The organism is Streptomyces sp. NPDC091287 (assembly GCF_044768525.1).
Classification (GTDB): domain Bacteria; phylum Actinomycetota; class Actinomycetes; order Streptomycetales; family Streptomycetaceae; genus Streptomyces.
This window is the reverse complement of sequence record NZ_JBIVUV010000007.1, coordinates 181275-194217: the sequence shown is the minus strand read 5'-3', so window position 1 is coordinate 194217 and position 12943 is coordinate 181275. Positions and strand designations below refer to the sequence as shown.

Genomic DNA, 12943 nt, shown 5'->3' with positions numbered 1-12943 from the left:
ACGGAGGCCGCACTGACGTTCAATCACCACCCCGTCCACAGCAGGTGGTTGATCAACAGAGCCGGAATCGCCGACGCGGCCAGCCACCACCGCACACTGCGGCGGGGGAGCAGCGCCGTCGCCGGCAGCAGCCACAGCAGGAACGGCTGCCAAATGCGCTCGGTCTCCGCCTTGCTCATGCCGGAGAGGTCCGCGGCGAGCAGCGCCGCCAGCGCCGCCAGGACGAGCAGCGCCAGCCTCGCTTCCGGGGAGGCCGCCGCGGAGCCGCCCCGCAGTGCCCGTACGGCGCCGGGCGCGGCCACCGCGCTCCGGCGCAGCCCGGCGACGGCGGCGAGCCCGGCCGCGAGGGTCGCGCATGCCAGGTTGGCCCAGACCCAGTAGCCGTACGGACGGACGCCGCCCGCGCCCTGGTAGTAGCGCTCGACCAACAGGTGGTAGGCGGTCCACCAGTTGAACCCGGCGAGCGTGAAGGCCACCGGGACCACGAGGGCGCCGAGCAGGAACAACGGCACCGGGCGGGCGGTCCGGGCGAGCACCAGCACCGCCAGCAGGACGGCCGCCATCAGCCCCAGCCCGTAACTGAGGTAGCAGGTCCACCCGAACAGCAGGCCCCCGCCGACCGCCGCCCCGGCCGGGAAGCGGACCCGGCGGGTGGCGGCCAGCGCGAGCAGCGCCACCGACCAGGCGGCCACGGCCGTGAAGTAGCCGTCGGCGGAGACGCCCGCCCAGACGGCGGCCGGGGCGAGGACGAGGAAGGGCGCGGCACGCCGGGCCAGGCGCTCCTCGGCCAGCACGCGCACGGTGATCAGGGCGGCCAGCACCCCCGAACTGCCCACCACGACGCAGAAGACGGCCGCCCAGGCGCCGCCACCGAGACCGACGCGGTCCAGCCACACGAAGGTCAGCGTCGCGCCCGGCGGGTGCCCGGCGACATGCGCGGGCCAGTTGCCGGGCTCGCCGATCACGATGTGGTTCGTGAAGTCGCGCAGGGTGGCGGGAATGTCCTCGAAGCGGTCGATGACCCGCAGATACTCGTGCTTCGTGGTGAGCCGCTTCGCGACACCCCGGTGCCAGCCGTCGATCAGCGCCATCGAGAGGACCCAGGCCATCGACCCGGCCCAGGCCGCGGCCAGCAGCCCGCGCCAGGGCAGCCGGGCGGCGAGCGCCGGGCCGTGAGCGACCACCAGGACCGCCATGATCAGAGCGGCCGGCGTGCCCGGACCCAGGTGCGGGTCCCAGGAGGCCAGCAGCGGCGGCCACTGGGCGCGCAGACTCCCGTCGCGGTTCTGGATGACATGGCCGACGACCACGGCGGCCGTGACCAGCAGCACGCCCGCGGCGGCGGCGACCAGGTCGGCCCGCCCCGCGCGCCGGGCGCGGGCGCGGTCGTGGTCGTGGTCGCGGTCCGGCGGTGTCGGCGGGCCGTGCCCCGTGCCGCCGGCGGTGTTCGTGGGGGTGGCGTCCTCGGTCTTCACCCTGGCACGCTATGCACACCGGGGGGCGATCGGGCGGTACGGCAGGGCCGCGTCACCGAACCGTCAGATTCACCCTGCCGGCTGGGACGACCGTTGCGGCGAAGCCCGTTCCCCCGCCCTGCCGCCGCGACGTCAGAATTCCGTCAGGAGTCGCGTCCGCCCGTAGACGCCGATCCCGCCTAGCGTCGGCATCATGCCCGAACGCCGTCGCATCCGTTCCCTCCCCGACTCCCTCCGCGCCCTGCGCACCCCTGCCGACCCGGCATTCTGGCGCAGCCCCGTGCGGGGAGTGCGCTTCACCGCCGTGCTCGGCGTCATCCTGCTCGCCGGACTCACCCTGCTGTTCGTCACCGGTCTGCTCTCGTACGCGGCCTACAACCCCGACCTGAACCGGGTCAACGACAAGACCCCGGGCAAGGGGTGGCTCGGCTTCTACCTGTTCTCCTGGCCGACCGGCCCGCACTGGCTCTACCGGCTGACCCAGGGCCTGCACGTCACCGTCGGCATCGTGCTCGTGCCCGTCCTGCTCGCCAAGCTCTGGTCGGTGATCCCCCGGCTCTTCGCGCTGCCGCCCGCCCGTTCCGTGGGCCACGCCCTGGAGCGGATCTCGCTGCTGCTGCTCGTGGGCGGGGCGCTGTTCGAGTTCCTCACCGGACTGCTCAACATCCAGCTGGACTACCTCTTCCCCGGGTCCTTCTACACCCTGCACTTCTACGGGGCCTGGGTCTTCCTCGCAGGGTTCGTCACCCATGTGGCGCTCAAGACGCCCCAGGCCGTACGGGTGTTGCGAGGCGGCATCCCGCGCGGCGAACCGGACACCCTCGCCGCCCCCGACCCGCTGCCCGCCACCCTGTCCCGGCGCGGCGCGCTGGCCCTCGTGGGGGCCGGTTCGCTCCTTCTGCTGGTCACCTCGGCCGGCCGCAGCTTCGACGGGCCGCTGCGCCGCATCGCCCTCCTCACCCCGCGCGGCGGCACCGACCCGGGACCCGGCCCGAACGCCTTCCAGATCAACAAGACCGCCGCCGCCGTACGGATCAGGCCCGCCGACACCGGTGAGCGCTGGCGGCTGACGGTACGGGGGCCGGCCGGGGAGTTCCGCTTCTCCCGTGCCGAACTGCTGGCCATGGAACAGCACGGCGCCGCGCTCCCGATCGCCTGCGTGGAGGGCTGGTCGACCTCGGACCAGCAGTGGCGCGGGGTGCGGCTCTCCGACCTGGCGGCGCTCGCCGGATACCCGGACCGGCCGCCGGGCGTGTTCGTCGAGTCGCTCCAGCGCAGCGGCTCGTTCCGCAAGGCCGCGCTGCGTGACAACCAGGTCCGCGACGGCCGCTCGCTGCTGGCACTGGAGGTGAACGGCGCACCGCTGTCGCCCGACCACGGCTACCCGGCCAGGATCATCGTCCCCGCCGCGCCCGGGGTGCTGAACACCAAATGGGTCGAGACCCTGACGTTCGGAGAGCTGTGATGTCCACCCGAGCCGTACCGCCCGCGTCCGCCGGCCCGCGCCGCCCGCGTTTCTCGCCGCGCCGCCCGTACGGCGAGGGCCCGCTCCACCTGCTGCTGCTCGCCGCCACGTTCTGCCTGGCCGGCTACGCGGGCGTACGGCTGCTGGACGGGGACACCGTCGGCGTGCTGCTCTGGTTCGCCGCGTCGGCCGTCCTGCACGACCTGGTGCTGCTGCCGGTGTACGCGGGGGCCGACCGGGCGCTGCGCGCCGCGCTCGGCCCCCGGCCGGCCCTGGTGAACTTCGTCCGGGTGCCGGCGTTCCTCTCCGGGCTGCTCCTGCTGATCTGGTTCCCGCTGATCGCCCGGCGCACCGAACGGCGGTACGAGGCCGCCGCCGGCACCTCCCCGGACGTCTACTTCGGCAACTGGCTGCTGATCACCGGTGCGCTGTTCGCGCTCTCCGCGCTCTGGCTGCTGGTCCGGGCGCTCCGCTCCCGTACGGGCCGGCGCAGCGAGACGAAGGTCCGCCCCTCCGCGCCCCACTGATCGGCCGTGAGCCAGCCGCCCGCGCGGGCGTGTCGCAGCAGGGCAGGCGTCCCGATCCGCGCCCACGGGAACGGCTCGGCGTCGCGCGCGGAGGCGGGGGCGGTCCTTCCGTCCGTTCCGTCCCGGCCGTCGTCGAGACGGACCCGGACCCGTTCGTCCACGTCGACGGGGGCGGTCTCGGCGATCAACAGCCCGCCGACGCCGAGCAGATCGGCCGCCCGGTCCAGCAGGGCGGCCGGGTCACCCCCGATGCCGATGTTGCCGTCGAGGAGCAGGAGGGTGCCCCAACGGCCCTCCCCGGGCAGCGGGTCGAACACGCTGCGGAGCAGAGCTGCGCCGCCGAGACCACGCGTACGGGCCACCGCCGCCTCGCTGACGTCGATGCCCAGCGCCCGGTGTCCGAGCGAGGCCAGCTCCGCCACCAGCCGCCCCGGCCCGCAGCCGATGTCCAGTACCGGCCCCTCGCACCGGTGCAGCGCGGACAGGTCGGCGGAGCCCGCGTCGGAGCACCAGCGCTCCACGTCCAGCGGCAGCAGCCAGCCGTCGTTGCGGCGCAGGAACAACGGACCGCGGCCGGTGCGCAGGGCGTTGGCGTACGGGTCGGCGCCCCAATGGGCGGTGCGGATCGGCGCGGCGCCGGGGGTATCCGTGGAGCCGACGTGCGCTCCGTGGGCGTCCGGGGCCTCGACGCGGTCGGCCGGGGCCGGTGCGGCGAGCCCGGACGAGGGCACGGTGGTACTCATCGCACCCCCGCCCCGGTCAGCCGGCCGAGCGCCGCGGCGAACCGGCCGCCCGGCGCCGCCGACGCGACCCGGTGGGCGTCGGCAGCGGTGTCCACGTCGACCAGTACCGGCAGATCGCGCACGGCGAGCCCCGACTCCACCAGTCGGCGCCGCTGCACCGCACCCGTTTCCGGGACGGACATCGGCACCCCGCGCAGCAGGGCCGGGTCGGGATCCGCCAGGCCCAGGGCCCAGAAGCCGCCGTCCTCGGCCGGACCGAACCAGGCCCCGACGCCGTCCCAAGCGTCCGGAGCGAGAGCGGGGGCGAGCAGCGCGGACGAGATCTGCGGGGTGTCCATGCCGACCAGCAGGGCCGGTCCCGTACACCCGCCGAAGGCTGCGGCGAGACGTTCGTCGAGACCGCCCGCGCTCTGCGGCACCACCTCGAAGCCCGGGGGCACCCAGGGGCCCGGCTGTCCGTCGAGGACCAGGACACGCCGCCGGGCGGGCAGGGCGAGCACGGCCTCCAGGGTGTCCGCGAGGGCCGCGGCGGCGAGCTCGGCGGCCTCGGCGGGGGAGAAGGGCGGGCAGAGCCGGGTCTTGACCCGTCCCGCCACCGGCTCCTTCGCGATGACCAGGAACTCCGTGGGCCCGTACGCGCTCATCGAACGGCCTCCGTCTCCGCGCGCCCGGCCCGGTCGGACGCCCGGTCAGCCGGTGGCTCGCGCAGCACGCCCCGCATGTCGCGGACCGCCTGCCAGGTCCCGCGCCAGGTGCCGGTCACCTTCGACTTCCCGGTGCGCGGCCGGTAGGGGACGTCGCTCTCGGCGACCCGCAGCCCGGCGTCCGAGGCCCGGACCACCATCTGGAGCGGATAGCCGCTACGCCGGTCGGTGAGGTCCAGGGCGAGCAGATCGCTCCGGCGGGCCGCCCGCAGCGGGCCGAGGTCGTGCAGGCGCAGACCCGTGCGGCGGCGCAGCATGTGGGCCAGTGCCAGATTGCCGGCGCGCGCGTGCGGGGGCCAGGCGCCCCGGCCCTCGGGGCGGCGGCGGCCGAGCAGCAGATCGCACTCGCCGTCCGCGATCCGCCGCACGAAGCCGGTCAGCAGCGCGGGGTCCAACGAGCCGTCGCAGTCGCAGAAGCAGACGAACTCGGCCTCGGCGGCGAGCAGCCCGGCGTGGCAGGCCGCGCCGAACCCGCGCCGTCCCTCCGTGACGACGTGCGCGCCGAGGGAGCGGGCGAGCTCGGCCGAACCGTCGGTCGAGCCGTTGTCGACCACGATCGCGCGCCAGCCGTCGGGGACGCGATCGAGCACCCAGGGCAGCGCGGCCGCCTCGTCGAGGCAGGGCAGCACGAGGTCGGCCCTGGGGAGGCCGGTGTGCGGGGCGGGCGGAAACGGAAGAGCGGCAGAAGAATCGGTCACCCGCACCACCCTACGGAGACAACTCCGGCATTCAGGGCATCAGGTTCTTACGAAACATGGACATCGGCCGGATGGGGGGCGGTCGGCCCCGGGTGTCCCGGGGCGGGGTGCCACAGTGGAGCCCATGGAGAACACCCCGCCCGCCCGGCATCCGGTGCCCGTCCCGCAGGGGGCGCGCGGCCGGGTCCTCGTCGTGGACGACGACCCCACCGTCGCCGAGGTCGTCGTCGGCTATCTGCACCGCGCCGGCTATACCGTCGAGCAGGCCGGCGACGGTCCCGCCGCGCTGACACGGTTCGCGGCACACCGGCCCGATCTCGTCGTCCTGGATCTGATGCTCCCCGCCATGGACGGGTTCGAGGTCTGCCGCCGGATGCGCGAGCACGGCCCGGTCCCCGTCATCATGCTCACCGCCCGCGGTGACGAGGAGGACCGCATCCTCGGACTGGAGACCGGCGCCGACGACTACGTCACCAAGCCGTTCAGCCCGCGCGAACTGGTCCTGCGGGTCGACTCCGTGCTGCGCCGCGCCCGGGCCGCCGTACCGGCGGACGGGGCCGGCCCGCTGTCCGCGGGCGGGCTGAGCCTCGACCCGGCGGCCCGGCGGGCCTACCGCGACGGGCACGGACTGGCCCTGACAGTGCGGGAGTTCGACCTGCTCGCCTTCCTCCTCCGGCACCCCGGGAAGGCGTTCGGGCGGGAGGAGCTGATGCGGGAGGTCTGGGGGTGGGACTTCGGCGATCTGTCGACGGTCACCGTCCACATCCGCAGACTGCGCGGCAAGGTCGAGACGGATCCCGCCCGCCCCCGGCTGATCCGCACCGTGTGGGGCGTGGGCTACCGCCTGGACGCCGAAGCGGACCGTACGGAGGAGGGCGTGGACACCGCCCCCGTGCCGCCGACCGGGGGCTGTTCGCGGTGAAGGACGTCCTGCTCATCGCGCTCTTCGCCCTTCTCGGCGCGGCGGCCGCCGGGCTCCTCGGCGTGGGCGTCCTGCGTCTCCTGCGGCACCGTTCGCCGGTGGTCCCGCTGAGCGTCGTCGCCGAGGTGGCGTCACGGCGATGCTCGCCGGGACGCTGACGGTCGCCCGGGCCATGGTCCTCTCGTCCCACGACCTCTACGTCGTCACGACCGTCGCCGCCTGGCTGCCCTGGCCACCGCCGTCCTGCTGGGTCGCTGGGTGGCCGCCCACAGCCGTGAACTGACTCTGGCCACGCGTTCGTTCGGCGACGGCGGCATCGTCGAGGCGCACGCCGGGCGCGCCGAGGTGCGCAACGTACAGGGCGGCGGCTGCTGCTCCGTCACGCTCCCGACAGCGTGACGGCGCTCTCCTGCCGGCTGCCCGCCGAACCACGCAGCGGGGCCGCCGCGAAGTCCCCCATCCCCGCGGCGAAGGAGACCCGGGGTCGCCAGCCCAGTTCCTCGCGCAGCGCCCGCGAGTCCGCCGTGACATGGCGTACGTCCCCGAGGCGGTATTCCCCGGTCACCACCGGGTCCGGCCCGCCGTGCGCGCCGGCCAGCGCGGCGGCCATCTCCCCGATGGTGTGCGGCTCTCCGCTGCCGGTGTTGTACGCGGCGAAGGACGCGGGCCGCCGCTCCCGTACCGCCTCCAGGGCCACCGTGTTCGCCGCCGCCACATCATGGACGTGGACGAAGTCGCGCCGCTGGCCCCCGTCCTCGTAGACCCGGGGGGCCTCACCGCGCGCCAGGGCCGAGCGGAAGAACGAGGCGACACCGGCGTACGGGGTGTCGCGCGGCATCCCCGGCCCGTACACGTTGTGGTAGCGCAGCGACACCGCCCGGCCGCCCGTCGCCCGTGCCCACGCGGCGGCGAGGTGCTCCTGGGCCAGCTTCGTCGACGCGTACACGTTGCGCGGGTCCGCGGGTGCGTCCTCGGCCACCAGGCCGGGGGTCAGTTCCGCCCCGCAGTCCGGGCAGCGCGGCTCGAAGTTCCCCGCCCGCAGATCGGCCTCCGCGCGCGGTCCGGGGCGGACTGTGCCGTGCCGGGGGCAGGCGTAGCGACCCTCGCCGTAGACCACCATCGACCCCGCCAGCACCAGGTCCCGGACCCCGGCAGCGGCCATCTCCGCCAGCAGCACCGCCGTACCGAGGTCGTTGCACCCCACGTACAGCGGGGCGTCCGCGAAGTCCTTGCCGAGGCCGACCATGGCCGCCTGGTGGCACACGGCGTCCACCCCGGCCAGCACGTCCGCCACCGTCTCCCGGTCCCGGACGTCCCCGACGACCACCCGGTCGCCCGGCGGCTCCGGAGGCGTGCCGCCGGCGTGTGCCGAGGGCAGCAGGGCGTCCAGCACCACGCTCTCGTGTCCGGCGGCGGCGAGTGCGGCGACGACATGTGACCCGATGAACCCGGCTCCGCCGGTGACCAGTACGCGCATGACCGCCACGCTAGGGCCCGGCGAGCCGTCGGGCCGGGCGCGGCGCGCACACGTCACGGGTCCGTAAGGACGTGTCCGACGTCCCGGCCGGCGCACCCGCCGGCCCCGCGGTCGTGCGCGACGACCTCCAGGGCCACCCGTCGGTCCAGGCCGCTGTTCCGGCCGGTGTGGTGCGGGAGCAGCAGGCGCCGGCCGAAGACCGAGCCGAGACCCACGCGGTAGAAGGCTATGGGCAGTCGGGCGAGGCGCCGCCGCCGGCCGCGCGGCAGGGGTGGGCGGCTTCGTCCGGCTTGGTGTCGTGGCGTCATCGAAGCGCTCACCGACTTCGACCGGGCGGGAGGCGAGCCGCCGGCCCCGTTGCCGGACGAAGGTGCCGGACCGCACCCCCTGGGCCGGGGCGACGTGACGACGGCGGGCTGACCGGGCGGCCGGGACGTCCGTCGGTGCTCGGCCCCGCGGTGGGCGGTCCTCCCGGACGCGCTCGCCACGGACATCACGCATATGGTTGCACCTTAAACAACTCATGTCGTGGGAGAGGAGCGGTCCCTTGAGCGATCGGTCGGCGGGCGACATGGCGGGCGAGCGACCGGATGCCTGGGCCGAGGCCGTGGTGGCCGGGCTGGATGCCGCGAGGGCCGCGGAGCGCGCTCTGGCGGAGGCACTGCGGCCGGCCATGTCCCTGAAGGAGGAGAAGGCGCAACGGCGGGCCGAGGCGGTCCGGGCGGCGGCCATGGGGCTCGGAGCCGAAGGCTGTGCTTCCGCCGCGGGAATCTCCGAGCGTCTGCTCGCGTCCTGGCGGGCCGAGGACCCGGTCTTCGACGCCGCCCTCGCGGCGGCCAGGTCCCTGGCGCATGTGCATGACGTGGTACCGGACGTCGCCACCAACCCGGCAGTGCTCAGGGTGGCACTGGACGCCATCCTGAGCGGCGTGCCGTTCGTCGCGGTGGGGGCACTGGTGGGGGCGAAGCGGGACGCCTTCTATCGCCTGAGGCGAGGCAACCCCCGGCTCGGCGCGCTCTTCGGCGCGGCGCAGAGCGCGCGCCGACGGACCATGTCGCCTGGCCGGAAGAAGAAGGCGGAGCTCAAGGGGTATCGGCTGGTCCGCATCGATGCCTCGACGGCCCCGGGCGCCGACCCGGCCCGCTGAGCGGGCGCCCGGCGACAGTCCCCCCGGATCAGGGGCGGCCGGTGAGGTAGCCGCCCATTGAGGTGAAGTACTCGGTCGCGGGCAGCTCGCGGCCGTCCTCGGTCCGTACGCGCGTGATCGCGAGGCCGTGGTTGCGGCCGGTGCGGGCGTCGGCCCCGGCGACGATCACCACGCCCTCGCCCTCCCGGTAGAACACCCGGCCGGGCGTGCCGCCGTAGCGGTTCTGGGACACGACGGCGGAGAGGACTTCCAGCCGCCGGCCCCGGTGGAAGGTGAAGGCGCTGGGGTAAGGGGCGGACTGGGCGCGGATCAGCCGTTCGAGATCCTCGGCGGGCCAGTTCCAGTCGATGCGGATGTCCTCCGCGGCCCGCTTGTGGAAGAAGGTCGCCTTCGACCGGTCCTGCGGGGTGAACTCGGTCTGTCCGGAGGCGATGAGGGCGAGTGCGCCGATGGTGACCGGGGCGATGAGGTCGACGGTGCGGTGGAAGAGGTCGGTGGCGGTGTCGGTCGGGCCGACGGCTATCGCCTCCTGGCGGACGATGTCGCCGGCGTCGAGTTCGTCGTCCATGAGGTGCGCGGTGACGCCGACTTCGCTCTCGCCGTTGATCAGCGCCCAGATCAGCGGCGAGAATCCGGCGTACTTCGGCAGCAGCGAGTCGTGAACGTTCAGCGTGCCGTGGCGGGGGAGGCCGAAGATGCGCGGCGGTATCCAGGTCCTCCAGTTGTTGGCCACGATGATGTCCGCGTCCGCCTCCTTGAGGCGCTCGAACAGCTCCTCGTCGTCCGGACGTTCGCGGATCAGGACGGGGACCCCGTGCTCCTCGGCGAGATCGGCGACGGAGTCGCTCCAGATCTTCTCGTACGCGTGCTCACTCCTGGGGTGCGTCACGACCAGCACCACCGTGTGCTCGGATTCGAGGAGGGCCTGAAGGGTGCGGTGCCCCCAGGTCTGATAACCGAACATGACGACCCGCATGGGTTCCTCCTCGGGGCAGGGATGGGCCGGGCAAGTAAAGCAAGCCTCACCTGAGTCGGCAACATGGCATGCCATCGACCGTCGATGACGGGCCGTCAGTGGAACGCCACCTCATTTGCCCTATCGACAAGGCTTGTTGGTGAGCTTAGGCTCGCCTAAGTCGAGGTGGGCAACTCCGTCGGCCTGCCCACCTTCCGCCATCAACCCCCACGCCTGACAGGCGACTTTCCCAGACGAATGGGAGTGACATGTCACAGGTTCTTCCTGGCGACACACCACTGGTCCACGACCTCATCGGCATCGGCTTCGGCCCGTCGAATGTGGCCATGGCGATCGCGCTCAGTGAGCACAACAGCAAAGTCGGCAGGCAGGATTCGGTCACCGCCCACTTCTTCGAGCAGCAGTCGAGCTTCGGCTGGCACCGCGGCATGCTCATCGACGACGCCACCATGCAGGTGTCCTTCCTCAAGGACCTGGTGACGCTCCGGAACCCGGCCAGCGAATTCAGCTTCCTCTGCTACCTGCAGAGCAAGGGCCGGCTGATCGACTTCATCAACCACAAGAACCTCTTCCCGCTGCGTGTGGAGTTCCACGACTACTTCGAGTGGGCCGCGGCCAAGGTCGACGACCTGGTCTCCTACGGCCACGAGGTCGTCGCCGTCACACCGTTCGTGCACGACGGGACGGTGGAGTACCTCGACGTGACCGTCCGGTCCGGAGAGGGGCTGGCTGTCCACCGGGCCCGCAACCTCGTCATCGGAACCGGGCTGCGCCCCCTCATGCCCAAGGGCGTGGAACGCGGCGAACGCGTCTGGCACAACTCCGACCTGCTGCGGAAGGTCGACGGCCTGGAGAACGCCTCGCCCTCGCGGTTCGTCGTCGTCGGCGCCGGCCAGAGTGCCGCCGAGAACGTCGCCTATCTGCACCGCCGATTCCCCGACGCCGAGGTCTGCGCGGTCTTCTCCCGCTACGGCTACAGCCCCGCCGACGACAGCAGCTTCGCCAACCGGATCTTCGACCCCGACGCGGTCGACGACTACTTCGCCGCCCCCGAGGAGGTCAAGAGCCGGCTGATGGCCTACCACGGCAACACCAACTACTCCGTGGTGGACATCGATCTGATCGACGACCTCTACCGCCAGATGTACCGCGAGAAGGTCCTGGGAACCGAACGGCTGCGCTTCCTCAACGTGTCCCGGGTCACCGGAGTCAAGGAGAGCGCCGACGGGGTCCGGGCGACCGTGAGATCCCTGGTGACCGACGAGGAGTCGGAACTGGACGCCGACGTCGTGGTGTTCGCCACCGGATACAGCCCCGCCGACCCGCTCGGCGTCCTCGGCGAGGTCGGAGAGCGCTGCCCGCGTGACGACGCCGGCCGCGTACGGGTCGAGCGCGACTACCGGATCGTGACCGACCCCGGCCTGCGCTGCGGCATCTACCTCCAGGGCGGTACGGAGCACACGCACGGCATCACCACCTCGCTGCTCTCCAACACCGCGATACGGGTCGGCGAGATCCTGGACTCCCTGCTCGACCGCCGGGTCAAGTCCACCTCCGACGAGTCCCGGCCGGTGGCGGAGGGGGCCGGCGGCGCCACCCCGCGCTAGCGCGTCGAGCGCCGTGGACGCACCGGGAGTCCGGCTTCCGGCCCGCCCGGCGACCTGCCCGGCGACCTGCCGGGCGGGCCCCGCGGGACCGCTCCGATCAAAGGGATATCGTTCCTCGACATGTTCACGACTGAGGTGGAGCGCCCCGTGCCCGGGGAGACGACCGACACCCGCCGACGGCGGGTCGTCGGGCTGGGCGTCCTCACGGCGGCCCTGGTGATCGCGGCAGCGGTGTCCTTGGCCGTCGGGGCGCGCGCGTTGAGCCCCACCGAGGTCTGGCACGGGCTGTTCGCGGACCCCGAGCCCGACCAGAAGCTCACCGAGATCCGGCTCATCGTGCAGACCGTGCGCGTGCCCCGCACGGTCCTCGCGATCGTGGCGGGGCTGGCCCTGGGCGTGGGCGGCGCGCTGATCCAGGGGTACACGCGCAACCCGATCGCCGACACGGGACTGCTGGGCGTGAACGCCGGAGCCTCCTTCGCCGTGGTGTCGGTCATCGCCCTGTTCGGGTTCACCGACCCGTTCCAGTACGTCTGGTTCGCCTTCGTGGGCGCGGGGATCGCCGGCGTCGTCGTCTTCGGCCTGGCCAGCATCGGCAGGGGCGCGGGCAACCCCCTGACCCTCGCCTTGGCCGGACAGGGCGTCACGGTCTTCCTCGCGGCGATGACCACGGCGGTGGCCCTGTCCGACCAGAAGTCGTTGAACGCGCTGCGATTCTGGAACGCGGGTTCTGTCGCCGGCGTCGGCTTCGACGTCATCTGGCCGGTGACGGGGTTCATCGCCGTCGGGCTGGTCCTGGCGCTGATCACGCTGCCCGCCCTCAACCTGCTCAACCTGGGCGACGATGTGGCGCGCGGTCTGGGAGTGAACATCGCGGTGAGCCGGACCATCGGCATCGTCGCCATCACGCTGCTGGCGGGGGCCGCCACGGCGGCCAGTGGCCCCATCGCCTTCCTCGGGCTCATGGTGGCCCACGTGGCCCGCTATCTGACCGGCCCCGACTACCGCTGGCTGGTGCCGTACGCGGGGCTGCTCGGTGCCGGCGTGCTGCTGGTCTGCGACATCGTGGGCCGCCTGGTCGTGCGGCCGGGAGAGCTGGAGTCGGGCGTCGTCGTCGCCCTTCTCGGAGCCCCGTTCTTCGCGCTCCTGGTGTGGCGAGGAAAGTTCAAGAGCGCATGAGGCGGGTTCACGAGCACATGAGG

At 73.3% G+C, this 12943-nt stretch carries 12 protein-coding genes and 1 pseudogene; 6 read left to right on the top strand and 7 right to left on the bottom strand.

The window, feature by feature from the left end; translation table 11 throughout:
* Nucleotides 1-23: 23 nt before the first annotated feature.
* Nucleotides 24-1475 (bottom strand): hypothetical protein, encoded by a 1452-nt coding sequence (locus ACIQRW_RS13950; protein WP_403758868.1) that lies wholly within the window; start codon nucleotides 1473-1475, stop codon nucleotides 24-26.
* Between the two features lie 193 nt (nucleotides 1476-1668).
* Between ACIQRW_RS13950 and ACIQRW_RS13945 the strand changes: the two genes are divergently transcribed.
* Nucleotides 1669-2940, top strand: coding sequence for a molybdopterin-dependent oxidoreductase (locus tag ACIQRW_RS13945; protein ID WP_403758865.1), 1272 nt, complete (start codon nucleotides 1669-1671; stop codon nucleotides 2938-2940).
* 394 nt (nucleotides 2941-3334) lie between these two features.
* On the opposite strand, the gene ACIQRW_RS13940 is transcribed toward ACIQRW_RS13945, so the two are convergent.
* The 3 genes from ACIQRW_RS13940 to ACIQRW_RS13930 are packed head-to-tail and all read right to left on the bottom strand — an operon-like array spanning nucleotide 3335 to nucleotide 5612.
* A complete protein-coding gene (locus tag ACIQRW_RS13940; protein ID WP_403758862.1) occupies nucleotides 3335-4210 on the bottom strand; it encodes a class I SAM-dependent methyltransferase in 876 nt (291 codons plus the stop codon).
* Nucleotides 4207-4854 carry a DUF2064 domain-containing protein gene (locus tag ACIQRW_RS13935; RefSeq protein ID WP_403758859.1) on the bottom strand — a complete coding sequence of 216 codons (648 nt, stop codon included), beginning with the start codon at nucleotides 4852-4854 and terminating at the stop codon, nucleotides 4207-4209. Before ACIQRW_RS13935 ends, ACIQRW_RS13940 begins: the two co-directional genes overlap by 4 nt.
* The gene (locus tag ACIQRW_RS13930) at nucleotides 4851-5612 is read right to left on the bottom strand and encodes a glycosyltransferase family 2 protein (RefSeq protein ID WP_403758856.1); all 762 of its coding nucleotides are present in this window, start codon (nucleotides 5610-5612) and stop codon (nucleotides 4851-4853) included. The genes ACIQRW_RS13935 and ACIQRW_RS13930 overlap by 4 nt, the downstream gene beginning before the upstream one ends.
* A gap of 124 nt (nucleotides 5613-5736) precedes the next feature.
* On the opposite strand from ACIQRW_RS13930, the gene ACIQRW_RS13925 reads away from it, so the two are divergent.
* Both ACIQRW_RS13925 and ACIQRW_RS13920 read left to right on the top strand, forming a co-directional pair.
* Nucleotides 5737-6534, top strand: coding sequence for a response regulator transcription factor (locus ACIQRW_RS13925; protein ID WP_403758854.1), 798 nt, complete (start codon nucleotides 5737-5739; stop codon nucleotides 6532-6534).
* Nucleotides 6531-6861, top strand: a pseudogene (locus ACIQRW_RS13920) (two-component sensor histidine kinase); the annotation flags it as partial. The gene ACIQRW_RS13925 and the pseudogene ACIQRW_RS13920, both read left to right, overlap by 4 nt.
* 52 nt (nucleotides 6862-6913) lie before the next feature.
* On the opposite strand, the gene ACIQRW_RS13915 reads toward ACIQRW_RS13920, so the two are convergent.
* Together ACIQRW_RS13915 and ACIQRW_RS13910 are read right to left on the bottom strand one after the other, a co-directional pair.
* A complete protein-coding gene (locus tag ACIQRW_RS13915; RefSeq protein WP_403758851.1) occupies nucleotides 6914-8011 on the bottom strand; it encodes an NAD-dependent epimerase/dehydratase family protein in 1098 nt (365 codons plus the stop codon).
* A 53-nt stretch (nucleotides 8012-8064) separates the two neighbouring features.
* Complete coding sequence (locus tag ACIQRW_RS13910; RefSeq protein WP_403758848.1) at nucleotides 8065-8226, bottom strand: hypothetical protein; 162 nt, start codon at nucleotides 8224-8226, stop codon at nucleotides 8065-8067.
* 332 nt (nucleotides 8227-8558) lie between these two features.
* On the opposite strand from ACIQRW_RS13910, the gene ACIQRW_RS13905 reads away from it, so the two are divergent.
* Nucleotides 8559-9158: a hypothetical protein gene (locus tag ACIQRW_RS13905; RefSeq protein ID WP_403758845.1), complete on the top strand. Its 600-nt coding sequence runs from the start codon at nucleotides 8559-8561 to the stop codon at nucleotides 9156-9158.
* Between the two features lie 28 nt (nucleotides 9159-9186).
* On the opposite strand, the gene ACIQRW_RS13900 is transcribed toward ACIQRW_RS13905, so the two are convergent.
* Nucleotides 9187-10134: a methionyl-tRNA formyltransferase gene (locus tag ACIQRW_RS13900; protein WP_397924665.1), complete on the bottom strand. Its 948-nt coding sequence runs from the start codon at nucleotides 10132-10134 to the stop codon at nucleotides 9187-9189.
* Nucleotides 10135-10382: 248 nt separating this feature from the next.
* Between ACIQRW_RS13900 and ACIQRW_RS13895 the strand changes: the two genes are divergently transcribed.
* A complete protein-coding gene (locus ACIQRW_RS13895) occupies nucleotides 10383-11741 on the top strand; it encodes a lysine N(6)-hydroxylase/L-ornithine N(5)-oxygenase family protein (protein WP_403758842.1) in 1359 nt (452 codons plus the stop codon).
* A 120-nt stretch (nucleotides 11742-11861) separates the two neighbouring features.
* Nucleotides 11862-12920, top strand: coding sequence for a FecCD family ABC transporter permease (locus ACIQRW_RS13890; protein ID WP_403758839.1), 1059 nt, complete (start codon nucleotides 11862-11864; stop codon nucleotides 12918-12920).
* The last annotated feature ends 23 nt before the right edge of the window (nucleotides 12921-12943 follow it).

Excerpts from the sequence above, each read along its gene's own strand:
- ACIQRW_RS13895 (WP_403758842.1), top strand. The coding sequence starts at position 10,383 with ATGTCACAGGTTCTTCCTGGCGACACACCACTGGTCCACGACCTCATC.
- ACIQRW_RS13925 (WP_403758854.1), top strand. The coding sequence starts at position 5,737 with ATGGAGAACACCCCGCCCGCCCGGCATCCGGTGCCCGTCCCGCAGGGG.
- ACIQRW_RS13935 (WP_403758859.1), bottom strand. The coding sequence starts at position 4,854 with ATGAGCGCGTACGGGCCCACGGAGTTCCTGGTCATCGCGAAGGAGCCG.
- ACIQRW_RS13940 (WP_403758862.1), bottom strand. The coding sequence starts at position 4,210 with ATGAGTACCACCGTGCCCTCGTCCGGGCTCGCCGCACCGGCCCCGGCC.
- ACIQRW_RS13945 (WP_403758865.1), top strand. The coding sequence starts at position 1,669 with ATGCCCGAACGCCGTCGCATCCGTTCCCTCCCCGACTCCCTCCGCGCC.
- ACIQRW_RS13900 (WP_397924665.1), bottom strand. The coding sequence starts at position 10,134 with ATGCGGGTCGTCATGTTCGGTTATCAGACCTGGGGGCACCGCACCCTT.
- ACIQRW_RS13890 (WP_403758839.1), top strand. The coding sequence starts at position 11,862 with ATGTTCACGACTGAGGTGGAGCGCCCCGTGCCCGGGGAGACGACCGAC.
- ACIQRW_RS13915 (WP_403758851.1), bottom strand. The coding sequence starts at position 8,011 with ATGCGCGTACTGGTCACCGGCGGAGCCGGGTTCATCGGGTCACATGTC.